At 37.0% G+C, this 16,264-nt stretch carries 14 protein-coding genes and 1 pseudogene; 3 read left to right on the top strand and 12 right to left on the bottom strand.

Annotation, left to right across the window (positions count from 1 at the left end):
• Positions 1–84: 84 nt before the first annotated feature.
• From BMF77_RS17965 to BMF77_RS17910, 11 genes and pseudogenes are all read right to left on the bottom strand, one after another.
• Positions 85–1,101, bottom strand: coding sequence for an ABC transporter ATP-binding protein (locus tag BMF77_RS17965; protein ID WP_148764703.1), 1,017 nt, complete (start codon positions 1,099–1,101; stop codon positions 85–87).
• Entirely contained in the window at positions 1,098–2,186 is a 1,089-nt protein-coding gene (locus tag BMF77_RS17960; protein WP_148767067.1) for an iron ABC transporter permease, read from the bottom strand. Before BMF77_RS17960 ends, BMF77_RS17965 begins: the two co-directional genes overlap by 4 nt.
• The gene (locus BMF77_RS17955) at positions 2,186–3,397 is read right to left on the bottom strand and encodes an ABC transporter substrate-binding protein (RefSeq protein ID WP_148764701.1); all 1,212 of its coding nucleotides are present in this window, start codon (positions 3,395–3,397) and stop codon (positions 2,186–2,188) included. The genes BMF77_RS17960 and BMF77_RS17955 overlap by 1 nt, the downstream gene beginning before the upstream one ends.
• 64 nt (positions 3,398–3,461) lie before the next feature.
• On the bottom strand, positions 3,462–4,322 hold the full coding sequence (locus BMF77_RS17950) for a ferredoxin (protein ID WP_148764699.1): 861 nt from the start codon (positions 4,320–4,322) through the stop codon (positions 3,462–3,464).
• A 17-nt stretch (positions 4,323–4,339) separates the two neighbouring features.
• Positions 4,340–6,429 (bottom strand): annotated as a pseudogene (locus tag BMF77_RS28840) (TonB-dependent receptor plug domain-containing protein).
• 315 nt (positions 6,430–6,744) lie between these two features.
• Entirely contained in the window at positions 6,745–7,200 is a 456-nt protein-coding gene (locus BMF77_RS17940; protein ID WP_233466957.1) for a cytochrome-c peroxidase, read from the bottom strand.
• A 4-nt stretch (positions 7,201–7,204) separates the two neighbouring features.
• A complete protein-coding gene (locus BMF77_RS28720) occupies positions 7,205–7,333 on the bottom strand; it encodes a hypothetical protein (RefSeq protein WP_256370315.1) in 129 nt (42 codons plus the stop codon).
• Between the two features lie 250 nt (positions 7,334–7,583).
• Positions 7,584–7,796, bottom strand: coding sequence for a chlorophyll a/b-binding protein (locus BMF77_RS17930; protein WP_148764697.1), 213 nt, complete (start codon positions 7,794–7,796; stop codon positions 7,584–7,586).
• A 667-nt stretch (positions 7,797–8,463) separates the two neighbouring features.
• Positions 8,464–8,760, bottom strand: a complete 297-nt coding sequence (locus BMF77_RS17925; protein WP_246863166.1) for a deoxyhypusine synthase family protein — start codon at positions 8,758–8,760, stop codon at positions 8,464–8,466.
• A 268-nt stretch (positions 8,761–9,028) separates the two neighbouring features.
• Positions 9,029–10,828, bottom strand: a complete 1,800-nt coding sequence (gene feoB / locus BMF77_RS17915; protein ID WP_210422227.1) for a ferrous iron transport protein B — start codon at positions 10,826–10,828, stop codon at positions 9,029–9,031.
• Positions 10,825–11,070, bottom strand: a complete 246-nt coding sequence (locus tag BMF77_RS17910) for a FeoA family protein (protein WP_148764695.1) — start codon at positions 11,068–11,070, stop codon at positions 10,825–10,827. The genes feoB and BMF77_RS17910 overlap by 4 nt, the downstream gene beginning before the upstream one ends.
• A gap of 308 nt (positions 11,071–11,378) precedes the next feature.
• Here BMF77_RS17910 and BMF77_RS17905 point away from each other — a divergent pair, with 308 nt between their 5' ends.
• From BMF77_RS17905 to pyrE, 3 genes are all read left to right on the top strand, one after another.
• Positions 11,379–12,821, top strand: a complete 1,443-nt coding sequence (locus BMF77_RS17905) for a cytochrome ubiquinol oxidase subunit I (RefSeq protein WP_148764693.1) — start codon at positions 11,379–11,381, stop codon at positions 12,819–12,821.
• Between the two features lie 221 nt (positions 12,822–13,042).
• Entirely contained in the window at positions 13,043–14,053 is a 1,011-nt protein-coding gene (cydB, locus tag BMF77_RS17900; protein WP_148764691.1) for a cytochrome d ubiquinol oxidase subunit II, read from the top strand.
• A 150-nt stretch (positions 14,054–14,203) separates the two neighbouring features.
• Positions 14,204–14,821: an orotate phosphoribosyltransferase gene (gene pyrE, locus BMF77_RS17895; protein ID WP_148764689.1), complete on the top strand. Its 618-nt coding sequence runs from the start codon at positions 14,204–14,206 to the stop codon at positions 14,819–14,821.
• 76 nt (positions 14,822–14,897) lie between these two features.
• On the opposite strand, the gene BMF77_RS17890 is transcribed toward pyrE, so the two are convergent.
• Positions 14,898–16,208: a tetratricopeptide repeat protein gene (locus BMF77_RS17890; protein ID WP_148764687.1), complete on the bottom strand. Its 1,311-nt coding sequence runs from the start codon at positions 16,206–16,208 to the stop codon at positions 14,898–14,900.
• Positions 16,209–16,264: the final 56 nt, after the last annotated feature.

Here is a 16,264-nt window from a genome sequence, read left to right as displayed (position 1 = left end):
AGATTTACATCTCCCATTCATGATTTATCTAATGTAACCGCTCAATAATCCAAGCTTTTCAAGACTTAACGGGAAAAGTCAGTACTATCTAATGATGTTCAAAAATTTAATTACTTCAGACACAGAATAATATATAGAAACATCCCTATTCTTGGTAATTTGCCAAACAAATTGTTCAGGACTAGAAATAACTTCTACTGTAATTTGTGCAGATTTACCACCTTGTAAAACTGTAAATCCTACTCTTTCTAAGGCGCGAATTGTCCAAATAGCAGCAACACCTTCACCTATTAAATTAACTGTTCCTTTTTCAGGTATATGCAGATTAAATTCCCCAGAAAAAATATTAAATTCCACACCTTCACTGCGGAAAGTATCAGCAAATGCACCACTTAATATCAAATCTTCTGGTGCGCCAACGTGAAGAATACCATTAATTCCTAACAGCCAAATTTTATCAGCAAGGCGCAAAGCTAAATCTAAATCATGGGTAGAAAGCAAAATTGCTTGATTTGTATCCCTTGCTAATTGACGTAACAATTGCATAATTTCCACCCGGCGTGGTAAATCTAAAAATGCTGTTGGTTCATCCAATAACATCACCATAGGCGACTGCGCTAAAGCCCTAGCAATCATAATTTTCTGTCGTTCACCATCACTTAATTCGCTCACATTCCGTTGGGCTAAATTTACCGCTCCCACAGATTTCATCGCCCAATTAATAATCTCCTCATCTTCAGGTGTTAACTTTCCCCACCAGTCAGTATAAGGATATCTGCCCATACTCACCAAAGCGTAAGCTGATAACATTCCCACATCAATTTTTTCAGTCAATACCAAACTTAAACGTTTTGCTAATTCCTGTGGTGGTAACTTGTAAATATCATTTTCTAAAAGTTTGACTTCCCCAGCAATTGGTGGTTGCATTCCTGCCAGAGTTCGCAATAAAGTAGACTTACCAGCACCATTAGGACCAAGTAGACAAACTAATTCTCCTGTTTGCAAAGATGTAGAAATATTAGATGCAACATTCCGAATAGTTTTCTGGAAAGTCTTATAACCAATAGTTAAATTATGAGTTTTCAGAATTGAGTTACTCATGACGGAAAAGATTTTCTAGAGTTACGTTGTAGAATTACCCAAGTAACAACAGGAGTTCCTATCAAAGCAGTAATAGCATTTAAAGGTAAAACCATTTGATTTATCAGAATTTGGGAAACCAAATCAGCAAATAAGGCTAAAGTTGCTCCCATAATAATAACACTAGGAATTAATATCCGATGATCTGAAGTATTAAAAAGACTACGACAAAGATGAGGAATTGCCACACCTAAAAACGCTATTGGTCCACAAAAAGCAGTAATTGCTCCCGCTAATATAGAAGCACTGCTAATCACAGAAAATCTGGTTTTTTGTACTGTTAACCCTAAACTGCGTGCATAAGATTCACCTAATAAAAGTGCATTTAAAGATTTTGATTGCAGCACAGCAATTAATAAACCTACACAAATAACTGGAGTTAAAATAGCTAATTGTTGCCAAGTTACCGCAGTGAAACTTCCAAAAGTCCACATTATATAACTTTGAATCCGTTCTTGTGAACTAAATTGCAACAAAATACTTACCATTGCACTTGTCGCATATCCAAATAATAAACCTAAAATTAATAAAGTCATTGTATCTTGTACACGACGAGAAACAACTAACATCAATCCTAATACTGAAGCTGCACCAAAACTTGCCGCTATGACTAAACTAAAATCACCAATCATTCCTAAATCAGTTAATAACGTCGGTACAGTCAAACTTGCTGTCAGTAAAACCAACGCTACTCCTAAACTTGCACCAGAACTAATTCCTAATACAAAAGGACCCGCTAAAGGATTTTTAAATAGAGTTTGCATTTGCAAGCCACTTACCCCTAAAGCTGCACCAGCTAACGTTGCAGTTAAAGCTTTAGGTAAACGAAATTTAAGAATAATATTTGTCCAAGTTGTCTTTTCTGCTTCTTGTCCCAGCAAGATATTCATAACCTCATGAATGGGAATATTCACAGCCCCAAAACCTAAATCCAGTAAGAATGCCAAAATTAAACATAGTAGTAAAATCGAGAAAATCAAATATTTCTTATTAATAAATTTCCAGAGTGAAAATTTATTAATAACCTCATGCTTTTTGATTAACATCATTTATTCACTTTTTGATAGTAAAATAGGTTATGATTAGGTAATATTTCTGGATGAAATATTTTAATTAAATCAGATAAAACCACATCAGGGTTACTAATACCACTTTGCCAGTAGTCATTACCACCATTGGGACTAAGGCGAGCATTATTATTATAGAGATTTCCTTTTTTGAAAGCATGAAAATCACCATAACGATTATCTTCAGTCACAACATCTTTTAAACTGTTCCAAGATTGTCTAAGATTCAACCAATAATCAGCATTAGCAGCCCGTTCAAAAACAGCTTCAAAAGATATAGGTAAACTACCAGAAGATTTATCCTCACTCCAAAGATAATTTGCACCTGCGTCGGCTAGATATTTAGCCACATAACTATTACCACCTGGTGTATACCAAGTCCCTTTAAAATTGAAGCCTACAAACACAGTCGGACGATTTTTAACAGCTTTAGCTTTAGTAGCAATATCTTCGTATTTCTTAGCAATTGCAGCAAAGATTTTTTCCGCCTCTTCCTCCTTATTAAAAAATAAAGCAGTAAACTTTAACCATTCACTTCTCCCCAGTGGCGTATCTTCCATATATTCAGCATTTATCGCCACCTTTAACCCAGCTTCCAACAACTTAGGAAAACTATCAGTTTGTTGATTTCCAGTACCAAAAGTGGTAACTAACTCAGGATTAAGTTCTAAAACTTTCTCCACATTCACAGTAGAATTATTGCCAACAGATACCACCTTACCAGCCTTGATTCTGTCAATAAAATCTGGTGTAGTTACTTGTTTAATATCGCTAACACCGATTAACTTATCAACAACATTTAACTTAGAAAAATGTGGTAAATGAGTTGTAGAAAGAGAAATCACAGAATTTACAGGTGTAGTAAATATTTGGGATTTCTCGAACCCTGATGGTATTGGTGTACCGCATTGAACCAAAACATATTTAAAACCTGTTTTAGCATCTTTCCAGGGATTTTTAATCGTCACGACTTTGTAGTTTTTATAATATTCAACTGCAAAACCGATAGCATGAGTAACCTTCACCTTATTGGGAAAATAATCAACATTAGAATCATACTTTTGAACACAGCCATTATTAACTGAACTAACAACCGGACTATTCTGAGAACCTTGACAAGAAACAACCAAAACAGCAACTAAAAACAACTGACATAGAAAAATAATAACCTGAGACTTCCCGAAAATCATCTTCCATATTCCTCTTTGCGCCTCTGCGCCTCTGCGTGAGAAAATTACCCCAGAAAAACACCAACTAAGGATATATATATTCAACAACCTTATTTCCCTCAACCAAATGTTCCTGTACAATTCTTTCTGCAACTTCCGGCTTAACACGACTGTACCAAGTTCTATCAGTAGAATGATAAACAACAGGCCCTAACTTACAAACCTGTAAACAACCACTTGTTCTCACTTCCAAATCTAATTCCGCCTTCTCAACAGCAGCCTTTAAAGCCTCAAAAGTAGGTTGCCATTTTCGAGAAGGATAACAACGTCCAGAAGTGCAAACTGCAATATAGGCACATTTGAGAGGATTTTTAGTAAAAGGAATGGGCTTTTTACCTAATACATAAACATCTCTAAGTTCCTGATAAAAATCCAACTTTCTAAAATCAGCCTTACCTTCAGGAAGCAAATTTTCATCCTCTACATAGGGATTAGGTAAAAATATCGTCATAGCCTTTTCACCAGCACCATTCCAAAATTGAATACCCCAACTTCTGACTTCTCCTTCGGGATTTATTCTTCTATAAAATGCACCCTTATTAATCAAACGTTGCTGTCTTACTTCGATAGAAGTTTCAGCATTGGGACCACCTAGAGTTTCCTCAATACATAAATGAAAATGCCAATCTCTAGTAATAACAGTTAAATATCCATCATAGAGAACACATTTTTTAGGTGCTTCATGAAACTCCAACTCTAAAACACTACCTTGTTCCAAATGTCCCAAACCAACTTGATGCCAATTTTCATGAAATAAAGTATAAGCTAAACAAGCCAGAACATCACCTTGACAATCAAAAAACTCATACTCAATTTGCCAATCATTTCCCGTAGCTTCAATTGTTTTTTCATTTACTGGTGTTACCCAACAATTAAAATCAGCCATAAAAAACTCTCCTTATATTAAAACGTAGCACTCAAACCAATTTGAAAACCTCTACCTCCGTCAGGAAAACCAGGAAACAACTGATAACGCTGATTAAAGAGATTTTCCAAACTACCTGTAACTACCAGTTTATCACTTAAAGGTACACGCAGTTTAAAATCAAAAGTCGTATAACCAGATAAAAATTCTGTATTTGTATTATTAGTAGGATATCCATTTAAGGAATTCATTAATAAACCCAAATACAAACCTTGAGGATTTTCATAAGAAACTCCCAAATTTAATTTATCTGCACCAGCAAAGCGCAGTTCTTTGTCAATTTCCGCCGCATTAGAACTTTTCAAAATACGCGGATCATTTGCCGTGTAATTAACAAAAGTATAAATATTTTTGGCAAGTTGCAAATTCAAAGTCGCCTCAATTCCCGTAGTTTCCACCAGTCCGATATTTTCCCAAGTTCCTGTATTACCATTTACTGGTGGTGTCAGTCTCTTAAAGGCAATTGTATCAGATACGCTATTTTTGAAAAAGGTTAATCTTAGTAAACCAATATCACCAAGTTTTTGGTTTACTGAATATCAAAACTATCACCTCTTTCTGGTTTAAGTTCTGGGTTGCCAATATTGCTAGGATTGACATTAAATAAATTAGCAATAGTAGGAACTCGGAAATTTTTGATGTAATTTGCTCTTAAAGTTGTTGAGTCAGAAACAGCAAATTTTGTCCCCACAGAAGGAGATGTGACTGAACCATTTACCAAGGTGCTAAAGTCTTGACGCAAACCTAAATTAACGGTCAAACTAGGGATTAATGCTACTTCATATTTGGCAAATAATGCTCCTTGATTAATATCATTATCATAGTTCAATGTTTCTCTATTAGTAGAATAGCTAAAAGAAGTATTCCGAACATTGACAGTGCGATAATCAAAGCCATAAACTAAACTTTGATTTTTAGCAAAATTCCAACTGTGTGTGGTTTGAATTCCGTAGGAAGTTTGGTTGGTTTCAAAGCGACTTGAACCACTAGGATCAAAACGAGTATTCAAAAAATCACCATAAACTCTAGCTGTTAATAAAGAATTATTCCCACCTCCTAATTTTGAATTCCAGGTTAAATCAGTCAAAACTTGATCTGTATATTTGCGATTTCTATCTGTAAGCGAATTAAAAAACCCTTGTCCATTGACAGGAAAAGGAATTGGCACTCCTCCCGGTGTTCCTTGTTCTTTATTTAAGTATAAAGTCGAGAAACTGAGAGTATTTCGTTTTCCTAAATCTGCTTCTAATTTGACATTGAAATTGTTATAAAGTGCATCATTATTCCTCCTTGTTCCTGAAAAATTAGCTTCAGGAATAGAAAAAGGATAATTATTTTCTGCTTGGGTACGGTTATAACCTACAACCCAAGAAATATCACCTTTTTTACCGCTATTTTGAATACTCTGTTGATTGAGTCCATAAGCACCAATATTGACTTTTGCCTCTGTGGTAATTTTCTCTGTAGGACGACGGGTGATAATATTAATTACTCCCCCAATTGCATCAGAACCGTAAAGAGTTGAACCTCCTCCTGGTAATACTTCAATTCTTTGAATATTGTTAGTTGTAAATTCCGAAAGATCGAAACCACCACTTCCGGCATTATTAATTGGTCTACCATCAAGTAATATTAATACTTGACTAGTATTAGAACCACGAATTAATTGACCACTTAAAGCATTAACTTCTGTTCCTACTGTACCATCACCTAATATACCAGGCAGAAATTTAAGTGCTTCTCTGATGGTTCTCGCACCTTGCGCTGCCATTTCTTCACCCGTAATTACATAAATTGGCCGAGTAGAATCTTTGACTGTTCCTTCCTGACGAAAGGGTGAAAAAACAGGTTCATTTAATAATTTTTCAATGACATTTATTTCAATATCAGCTTCTTTTTCTTCAGTATCTGCTGGTGTATTTTGAGTAATTTTCTCTGTGACTGGTTCTTCGTGTTGGGGAATTTCTGCTGCTATAACTTTGTAATTCTCACACAATATGCCCAAGGTCATAGTTACACTAGATGCAACAATTTGAATTCCCAGTTTCGCAACTAAATTAGTAGACATTTTTTACCTAAACACCTGTATAACTAAAAATTTGAGCAAGTCAAAGTAGCAGTGTTTTTCATTAACCAGGACGGTAATTTACTCAATTACACGCCAGAAAAAGACTGCAACAATAAAGATAGAAAGAAGTCGCACTGCATTTATGTGAGAATAATAATCATTATCGCATAAATAGTAAAAATTGCAATAGCAGTTTGGCATCAATTCAACTAGTCACCAAGAGCAGCATACTTTTTATACTGATACCTAAGTAGGTTGGCATTGAAAATTGTCGTTATAGCAAGATAAACGCGGATAATTTTGTACTTCATTAGACTAGGAAATGCTAAGTAGGTTGGCGTTAAAAATTGTCGTTGGGGCAAGGGAACAGGGAACAGGGAACAGGAAGAGGTGAAAACATTCTAAATCTTCGCTGTTAAATAATTTTTCACCCCGTTTCGCTGCTGGAGAAATGGCATTGGTATCACCACCAAAGCGATATTTATCATAGGGAGAATTGACAGAAATCAAGCTGCGTTGAAAAGCTGCTAAAGCCTTAGTTAAATTACTCAGGTTAATAGGATATTTATCATTCTTAAAAGCATCTGTAAACATCTGCCGATATTTCGCGTCATCTCGCAACATTGCTAATATTTGTTTCTCCCTTCCTACCATCCCCATTTCCACTGGATGTTCCCCAAATATTGGCACTAAAGCTTGATTTTCCAACTTTGTCATTAAAGGATTAGCCCAAGTTAATACAGGGTTATAGGCAATATTCGCAAGACTCATGGAGTTACGAGAAATTAATTTTTACTTCTTGGGTGTTACTCGTTTGAGCTACAGTTTTGGTAACATCACCAAAATTTCCAGCCAAAATAATTACTGCTGTTGTGGTAGATGTTAATAATAATTGCCGTTTCATGGTTATTTGTATGAATATATAAAGTTAGTCTGAAAGTAGCCGTATCTCTACTGTATTCAATTTTCAGTTAAATAAATCACTAAGTCAAAAGACAAACTGTCAAACTTGATTTTCGATTTTGTGGGTTTGGAGAAATCGCTACATATTTAAATCAAAAGAAGCCTTAGTTTAAAAAACTAAGACTCCATGTGAGATTATTTAATATTTTCCTAATTTAATTAATGTTTTATTTGTTGATTCAAAAACTGATTTACAGGTTTGTCAACCATCCAATAAAGCCATTTCCTGTGATTACTTCCACAGCTATGAGTGAGACAAAACCAATCATTGCTAAACGTCCGTTGAGCTTTTCTGCGTATTCTGTAAAACCTACTCTTGGGGTTTCGTCTACATATACTTTGGGTTCAATCGCAAAGCTGTTGAGTTGACCGAGTTCGTTGGTGGTAAAGCCTTTAGCTGTCATGTTTTTTTCTTTTTTGTTTTCTTATGTAAATGAATATAACATTTTGTAAACATTTTTTGCAAGGGCTTGACATAAATAAAAAATACGGGATACCGTACAAAGTCTGTTGGGTATACCGTATAATCAAGTTCAGTTAGGGCTGAAAGGAAAAAATTTGTCAGCAAAGCCGTTGAGGAAACCTATACTGCAAGTACCTTAGATTGAGATTTGGTAAATAAATCAGCTAATTGACACTCTCAGGGAGCCAAGCCACTGAGATTCTACTGACAGAATTAGATTAAAGGTTTAGCCTAATCTAATCTCGCTGCGACCGTCAAACGCCGCCTAGACGCTCAATACAACCACCAATCAAGGTGTCGAAATTGCGCTTACTTTTATTGTTTTCAGTGTTTTCAGAGTCCATCACTAAGCCAAGATGCGGTACGCTCCACAACCTGCCATTACTTGCTATTTCTTGTCAATACTGCCGCTAGGACTTGAACCTAACCGTTGTTTCATAGGAGCCGGGATTTCTCCGTACTAGGATGTTTAAACACGTAGATGTTTATTGTTCTTACTCACGATTTCATTCTAGCATACCACAGGGATTAAAATCCCTCGTGCGATGCACTGAGCCTGTCGAAGTGTCGCTTCCCTCTGTTGGGAGCCAAGCCACTGAGTTTCCCACTTACCGCGAGGTCTTATGATGTGGTTGGCGATCGCGCCAATTACCCTTATGATATGCATAGCCCGCAATCAATGGTAAAGCCACAGTTGCTTCTGCAAATACCATTTGTTCAGTAGCTTTATCCACCTTGCCCCAAGAATGCGCCTCTTTGAGAGTAGAACCAGATAAAGCCCCATCTCGTTCATCAGCAACGGTAACTTGAATTGTATACTTGTGCATAATTGTATCAAAACCCAGCATTTCCGCTGCTACCACCGTATCCTGAGCAAAGTTTTTCGGCACACCACCACCAATCATCACCAAGCCAGTATAGTTTGAAGCTAGTTTACACTGGGTTAACTCCCGGAAATCTGAGCCATTCGTGGAATGGTCTAAGAGGTTGTTTGAAAAGTATCAGATGAAACCCATAATCTCCAAAAACCTAACCCCCCTGCCCCCCTTCCCTACCAGGGAATGGGGTTTTCAAAGCCTCTCCCCGCGTCGGGGAGAGGTTTGGAGAGGGGTCAATTTATACATTCAAAACTTTTCAAACATCCTCTAAGCAGATAAAAATTGCTGTGAAAAATTAAAATCCTAAAGCTCTTGCACTTTGATAGAAAATAAAACTTGTTACCCAAGCTAAACCAACAGACCAAACTACAGATATAACTGCAAATTTCCAACTTTTAGATTCACTTTTCAAAACAGCAACAGTTGACAAACAAGGGACATAAAGGAGAGTAAATAACATAAAACTATAAGCCTGTACCCAGTCAATTTGATGGGCAATAGTCCCCATTAAATCTGCACCCTGAGATTTACCATAAATTACCGCTAAACCACCCAAAACAATTTCTTTAGCAATAAAGCCGAAAATCAGAGCTACAGCCAATTGAGCATTAATTCCAATAGGTGCTAATAATGGTTGTGTGGCTTGACCGATCATTCCTGATAATGTTTGGGAACTGGCAATTGGGACACCAAAAGGCAAATTATTTAATAACCAAATCGCTACCACACCAAAGATAATAAACCGATTTGACCACTTTAAAAAATGCCTAATTTCCCCCCAAGCACGTAACCACATTTGCTTGATGGTGGGAAAGCGATAAGGTGGTAATTCTAATACCAATGGTTCTTTATTCGGATATCTGCCTCTAAACAAAAATGCGGTCAAAATAGCTGCGACAAAACTAAATAAATACAAACTAAATAAAACTACAGGTGCAATGTGAGGATAAAATAAAGCTGTAGTCATGAAAATAAATACATTCAGTCGTGCTGAACACAAAGAAAAGGGGATAACGAGCATGGAAAGCATTCGCAACCCAGGGGAACGCATCACTCTTGTCCCCATAATTGCGGGGACATTACAGCCAAATCCCATCAACGACATCACAAAAGAACGACCATCTAACCCCAATCGTTCCATAAAAGCATCCATCAAAAATGCTGAACGCGACAAGTAACCACTATCTTCTACAATGGCCATGCAGAAGAAAAATAAAACAATGACGGGGATAAAAGCCGCAACTGTTCCCATACCAGTATAAAGACCGTGAATTAAGAAACCTTTCAAAAATGCTGGTAAACCGCCTAATACTGGTTCTAGTGCTACTCCCTTAAACCAGTCCAGGGTATCTCCCATAAACTTTTGCACAGGTGTTCCCAGGGCATATACTATCTGGAACATCAAAAACATGGCTGCAAAAAACAACGGTAAGCCAAATACTGGATGTAACAGAATTCTATCTAAGCGTGTTGTCAGGTTTTCCTCAACTTGTTCCGGAGTATACACTGCATCCTCCAATAAGCTGCTCATTTCTGAGGCAATTTTGCTATCGCACGCAGAACACTGTGCTAAAGAACCTGCTGTGACTGCTTCTTGCTGTTGCTGGAGAGTTTGTGCGATCGCTTTTACTGCTTGATCATAACCATCACCATACTTAGCACTAATGGGCAGCACTGGTATTCCCAAATGCTTGGCTATTCTAGTAGGCTCAATTTTTACCCCAAATTTTGGGGCTTCATCTGCCATATTTAGTAATAATACTGCGGGAAGATGTAAATGTTTGATCTGTAAAGCTAGACTAATTTGGCGGTCAAGTTGAGTTGCATTAAGAATAATTATTACTAAGTGAATTGGTGTACTTTCCAAAAACCGCCGCACCACGGCCTCATCTTCCGAAAAACCCCGTAAATCATAAATTCCCGGCAAATCTACTACCTCGGCTTCTTCCTCACCAACCTTGATTTTTGCCATCATCAAATCTACTGTCATCCCCGGCCAGTTGCCGATACTTGCATTAGCACCTGTAAAACGGTTAAAAAAGGTAGATTTCCCAGTATTTGGCATTCCCAAAACCGCAATCTGTTTGATAGTCATATTCCCGTACTCACATTTGTAACTTCTATTTCTCTAGCTTCCCGGCAACGTAGCATCACTTCTGTTGTGCCAATGCGGACATGGAGTGGACCAGAAAGCCATCCCCGACGCAACATCACAATTTGCCTACCGGTGCGGAAACCCATTGCTAGAAGGCGCTGTTGTAATCCAGATTCACTGTGCAGTTGAGTAATTGTGGCAATTTGACCAGGCTGTAACAAGCCAAGATGATTTTTTACCATTATTTAGAAAAATTCTCAGTTGTATTGAGAGTAATTATCAATATAATCTCATATTTTTACAAAAATATCAAAATTATCTCAAAAGATTTATTCTGTACGGTTATATTCTAGGTTGGTTTTGATATGGGTATCTTTGCAGTTAATACCTTTGCATAGAACAAGTATAAAACGACCGATTGTCAAACCTTAAACGACCGATTGTCAAACATTTCAAAGCTTAAAACTTTTGGAAGTAATATAATGTAAACAAATATTAATGTGTATCCTGAATAGGTATTTAGCCCTTTTGCGTAACTCCCTTAAAGAGTATGGAAATTTTATCTAATACCCTAGCTTTATCACGCTTGCAATTTGCATTTACAGCAATTTTTCACATGATTTGGCCTGTAATCACTACAGGTATGTCTATCTACTTAATTGTTGTAGAAGGACTCTGGTTAAAAACCAAAAATACCACTTATTATCATCACGCTCGTTTCTGGTCAAAACTGTATTTACTAAACTTTGGAATCGGAGTTGCATCAGGTTTACCAATGGGTTTTCAGTTTGGGACTAACTGGGCCCCATTATCAGAAGCAGTGGGAGATTTCTTAGGTAGTATTCTCGGATTTGAAGGCTCAATGGCATTTATGCTAGAGGCTTCTTTTTTAGGAATTATGATGTTTGGTTGGGAGCGAGTTCCTCCTGCAATTCACTATTTAGCGACTATTCTCGTGGCTTTTGGGGCGAATCTTTCCACATTCTGGATTTTGGTTGCTAATTCATGGTTTCAAACTCCTAGTGGTGGACAAATGGTGAATGGTAAATTTATTGTTGATGACTATTTCCAAGCAATTTTAAATCCCTTCATGGTAAATAGTGTTCTCCATATGTTCTTGGCAACATTGGAGACTTCTTTATTTGTCATTGGTGGCATTAGTGCTTGGTATATTCTCAATAATCGCCATTCAGAATTTTTCAGCAAATCATTGAAAATAGTTTTAGCAATATCTATTTTTGTTGCTCCCTTACAAGTCTACATTGGTCACGCTAGTGGTGATCAAGTTTATCACTATCAACCAACTAAATTAGCAGCAATAGAAGCCCAATGGGAAACAATTCCCGCTGGGGAATCTGCCAAGTGGAATATATTAGCAATACCTAATAGAAAAGCGGAAAAAAATGATTGGGAAATTTCTATTCCTAATGGTTTAAGTTACATTTTAGATCTCAAACCCAAACTTTCTGAACCAGTATTAGGACTGAAAGAATGGAAACCAGAAGACCGTCCACCAATGATTCCCTTGATTTTTTATTCCTTCCGAATCATGGCAGGAATCGGCTTTTTCTTAGTAGGATTAATGCTGTGGAGTATCCTACAATGGCTCAGAGGTAAACTGAGTCCAAATAACTTAACTCAACAAAAATGGTTATTACGGGCTTGGATTTTAGCTGCACCTTTGGGCTATATTGCGATTGAAGCAGGCTGGATTGTGCGCTGTGTGGGAAGACAACCTTGGACGGTATACGGGCAAATTCGCACTACTGATGCAGCTTCTCATTTACCACCCGGTGAAGTGTTATTTTCTTTGACAGTTATTACTATTCTCTACAGTGTTTTGTTTGTTTGTGCGATGTTTTTTGGTAGCCGCATTATTCGTAAAGGACCAGATTTAACTTTACCAATACCTGGAGGTGAGATAAATACAGTAATTGCCACTGAATCGGTGACTCATCTTCCTGATAGTCGTCCTTTAGAAACGCCACAATAGAAAGAAGTTATATGACAGCTTTATTGCCAGGGGAAACGCATCTTATCAATAAGGACTATTTAATCTCAATAATGACCCAAAAATTTGCATTAATGTCTACTTATTGACAATAATTTAAACCATCACGATGACTCTGAAAAAATCCATCAAACGATAAATACCGATTCTTTCGTTTATACACAAAAATGGTATTTTGTCAATAAAATTTAGATGCGTTTCCCCTGGCTTTATTGCGCTTTTTACCACAAGTTTGGTTTTTCATTCTAGGGCTATTTCTGTTCCTGTATGTGCTTTTAGATGGCTTTGATTTAGGCGTTGGTATCCTCTCTTTGACTGCTTCTGATGAGAAACGCCGTAGTTTATTAATGACCAGTTTAGGTAACGTTTGGGATGCTAACGAAACCTGGTTAGTTTTGATGGCAGGAGCATTATTTGGGGCTTTTCCTTTAGCTTATGGAACAATTTTAAATGCCCTTTATCTACCTTTGATGGTAATGGTTGTGGGGTTAATTTTGCGGGCTGTTGCTTTTGAATTTCGAGAACATTCTGATAATAAAAGTTTTTGGAATTTTGCCTTTGGAATTGGCAGTTTTATTGCTGCTTTATTTCAAGGATTTGCCTTGGGTGGTGTATTAGCAGGAATCAAAGTTGATGCAGCCGGACATTTTACCGGAGGAATGTGGGATTGGTTAAGTTGGCAATCATTACTAACAGCATTAACCCTTGTCCAAGGTTATGTATTGATTGGTTCAACTTACCTGATCTTGAAAACTGAAGGGACATTACAAGAAACTCATTTTCGTACAGCAAAATTAGCAGCTTTGACAACTTTTATTGGCGCAATTTTAATTACCATTACTACGCCAATTGTCTATGAAAATGCTAGACTTAAACTATTTCATCAACCAGAAGTTTATATTTTTGCCATGATTCCTTTGTTGGGTATGCTGTTGATTTGGTTGCTGTTAGAAAGCCTAAACCGGAAAGAGGAAGTTGCCTCATTTGTTTACACAGCATTAATATTTCTGCTGACATTTATTGGTTTAGGATTTATTGCCTTTCCCTACATTATTCCCCCCACTATTACCATTTATCAAGCAGCATCTTCTGCTACTTCAATGGTTTTTATGATTACTTTCATTGGGTTTTTGATTCCGATTATGTTGTTTTACAACATCTACAATTACTTTGTCTTTCGAGGTAAGGTAGTCATCAGCGAAGAGGGAGATTGACACTCTCCGTGCGAAAGCCAAGCTCGTTTCTGCGGACAGAATTAAATTAATTTAATTCTCGCTAGGTTTTGGGTAAATCTTAATTTATGCTTAATTGGAGAACTCTATTGAGTTTCAATTTTGGTTTAACACAACTTTTAATTGTTTGTAATGTCTTATTCCACTCAAACCCTTAGCAACCCAGATATTTGGGCTGTTACAACTGATTTAACTACTCTCCGTCAAAAGTTACTAGATTTATTTTGCCAGCTTGCGTATCAAGAAGGTGATTTTGTTCTTTCCTCTGGACAACGTAGTTCTTACTATATTAATGGTAAACAAGTCACACTCCATCCTCAAGGTGCTTTGGCTATGGCGAGGTTATTGTTACCAATGTTGCCTGAAGATACTCAAGCTGTAGCTGGTTTAACTTTAGGTGCTGATCCGATTGTCTCCGCAGTTAGTGTGGTTTCTGTGTACGAAAATAGACCTATACCAGCTTTAATTATTCGCAAGGAAGCCAAGGGACACGGGACAATGGCTTACATTGAAGGTCCCAGTTTACCCCAGGGGGCAAAAGTTGTGGTTTTGGAAGATGTGGTAACAACTGGACAATCTGCGCTCAAGGCTGTGGAGCGGTTACAGGCGGCTGGTTATACGGTAGACAGGGTAATTTCCCTAATAGATAGATTGCAAGGTGGTGGGGCGTTATATGAGTCGGCTGGGTTACAGTTTGAGGCTTTATTCACAATTCAGGATCTTCAAAAACGCTATCGAGAAATTAACTGAGGAGTCAGGAGTCAGGAGTCAGGAGTCAGGAGGAAGAAAGAAGAAAGAAGTTTCTCCCCTGTTCCCTGTTCCCTATTCAAATCTGAGACATTTTGGCAATCAGATTGGTAATTTCCTGATAATATCGCGTGTTTCCTGACTGAGAATAGAGATCAGCAGATTTACGGAAATCGGCGATTGCGTCTAGCTGATTCCCCAAATGTCTATGTATGTCTGCTCTGACTAAATAAGCTAAAGGATAGCGTGGTTGCAATTGAATAGATTGATTTAAATCTGCTAATGCGGTATTTAATTCTCCTACTAGAAAGTGACTACGACCTCGATTAAACCAGTCTTCAGCTAAATTAGGGTTAATGCTGATGGCTTGAGTATAATCTGATATGGCTTTTTGGTACTCCTTTAGGGCATAACGAGCATTAGCGCGATCGCTATAAAATACAGCAGACTGGGAATCTAATCGTAAAGCTTCAGTAAAATCACTAATTGCTCCTGTAAAATCTTTAGCTATATAACGACTACTTCCTCGATGATAATATGCTGCTAAAGAATCAGAATCTATCTTTAATGCTTGGTTATAGTCTTGAATAGCTGTTTGTATATTACCTAACAACTTGTAAGCATCTCCTCGCTTACAGTAAGCTGAGGCAAATTCTGGAGATACTTCTATAGCTTGAGTATAATCTGCAACTGCACCAATAAGATCCTGTATAGCTTCTCGTACCATGCCCCTTCCATAGTAAGCTGTTGCTAAATGAGGATCAATTTGTAATGCTTGATTATAATCAATAATCGCATTTTCATAATTTCCCAGGTGGTGATGTGCATTTGCTCGAAAACCATATACTAAAACTAATGTAGGATTAATTTGTAATGCTTGGTTGTAATCTTTAATGGCATTTTCATAATCTCCCAAATTACTATGGACTAAACCCCGTTCATAGTATGCTTGAATATCATCAGGAACTATTTTTAATGCTTGATTAAAATCAGCAATTGCTTGATAATAATCTTGAATACGGACATAAACTAAACCCCGATTGTAGTAAGCTGCACCAAATTTAGGATTAATTTCTAGAGAACGATTATAATTAGAAATTGCACTTTGATATTCTTGCAAAGCATAATAACTGTTACCCCGATTATGGTAAGCTTCAGGAAAATTAGGATTGATTTTTATACATTGATTATAATCAGCAATAGCTTTTTCATAATTACCTAAAATATGAAAAATATTACCTCGATTAATATAAGCCATCGAAAAATTAGCATATAATTCTAAAGCCGCATCAAAATTAGCCAGTGCTTGTTGATAATTACCATCATGATAATGATCTAAACCCTGTTGGTGTAAAGCATTAACAACATCAAAATCAATATTTTTATTCATTTTGTAACTTGTAAGCACACAAAATAGATTTTACCACAGATAGATCAGATAGATAC

It is taken from the genome of Dolichospermum sp. UHCC 0315A, from assembly GCF_008121535.1.
In the GTDB taxonomy this organism is placed as follows: domain Bacteria; phylum Cyanobacteriota; class Cyanobacteriia; order Cyanobacteriales; family Nostocaceae; genus Dolichospermum; species Dolichospermum lemmermannii.
This window is presented reverse-complemented; position numbering and strand designations above follow the sequence as displayed.

Excerpts from the sequence above, each read along its gene's own strand:
- BMF77_RS17965 (WP_148764703.1), bottom strand. The coding sequence starts at position 1,101 with ATGAGTAACTCAATTCTGAAAACTCATAATTTAACTATTGGTTATAAG.
- BMF77_RS17960 (WP_148767067.1), bottom strand. The coding sequence starts at position 2,186 with ATGTTAATCAAAAAGCATGAGGTTATTAATAAATTTTCACTCTGGAAA.
- BMF77_RS17955 (WP_148764701.1), bottom strand. The coding sequence starts at position 3,397 with ATGATTTTCGGGAAGTCTCAGGTTATTATTTTTCTATGTCAGTTGTTT.
- BMF77_RS17950 (WP_148764699.1), bottom strand. The coding sequence starts at position 4,322 with ATGGCTGATTTTAATTGTTGGGTAACACCAGTAAATGAAAAAACAATT.
- BMF77_RS17940 (WP_233466957.1), bottom strand. The coding sequence starts at position 7,200 with ATGAGTCTTGCGAATATTGCCTATAACCCTGTATTAACTTGGGCTAAT.
- BMF77_RS28720 (WP_256370315.1), bottom strand. The coding sequence starts at position 7,333 with ATGAAACGGCAATTATTATTAACATCTACCACAACAGCAGTAATTATT.
- BMF77_RS17930 (WP_148764697.1), bottom strand. The coding sequence starts at position 7,796 with ATGACAGCTAAAGGCTTTACCACCAACGAACTCGGTCAACTCAACAGC.
- BMF77_RS17925 (WP_246863166.1), bottom strand. The coding sequence starts at position 8,760 with ATGATTGGTGGTGGTGTGCCGAAAAACTTTGCTCAGGATACGGTGGTA.
- feoB (WP_210422227.1), bottom strand. The coding sequence starts at position 10,828 with ATGACTATCAAACAGATTGCGGTTTTGGGAATGCCAAATACTGGGAAA.
- BMF77_RS17910 (WP_148764695.1), bottom strand. The coding sequence starts at position 11,070 with ATGGTAAAAAATCATCTTGGCTTGTTACAGCCTGGTCAAATTGCCACA.
- BMF77_RS17905 (WP_148764693.1), top strand. The coding sequence starts at position 11,379 with ATGGAAATTTTATCTAATACCCTAGCTTTATCACGCTTGCAATTTGCA.
- pyrE (WP_148764689.1), top strand. The coding sequence starts at position 14,204 with ATGTCTTATTCCACTCAAACCCTTAGCAACCCAGATATTTGGGCTGTT.
- BMF77_RS17890 (WP_148764687.1), bottom strand. The coding sequence starts at position 16,208 with ATGAATAAAAATATTGATTTTGATGTTGTTAATGCTTTACACCAACAG.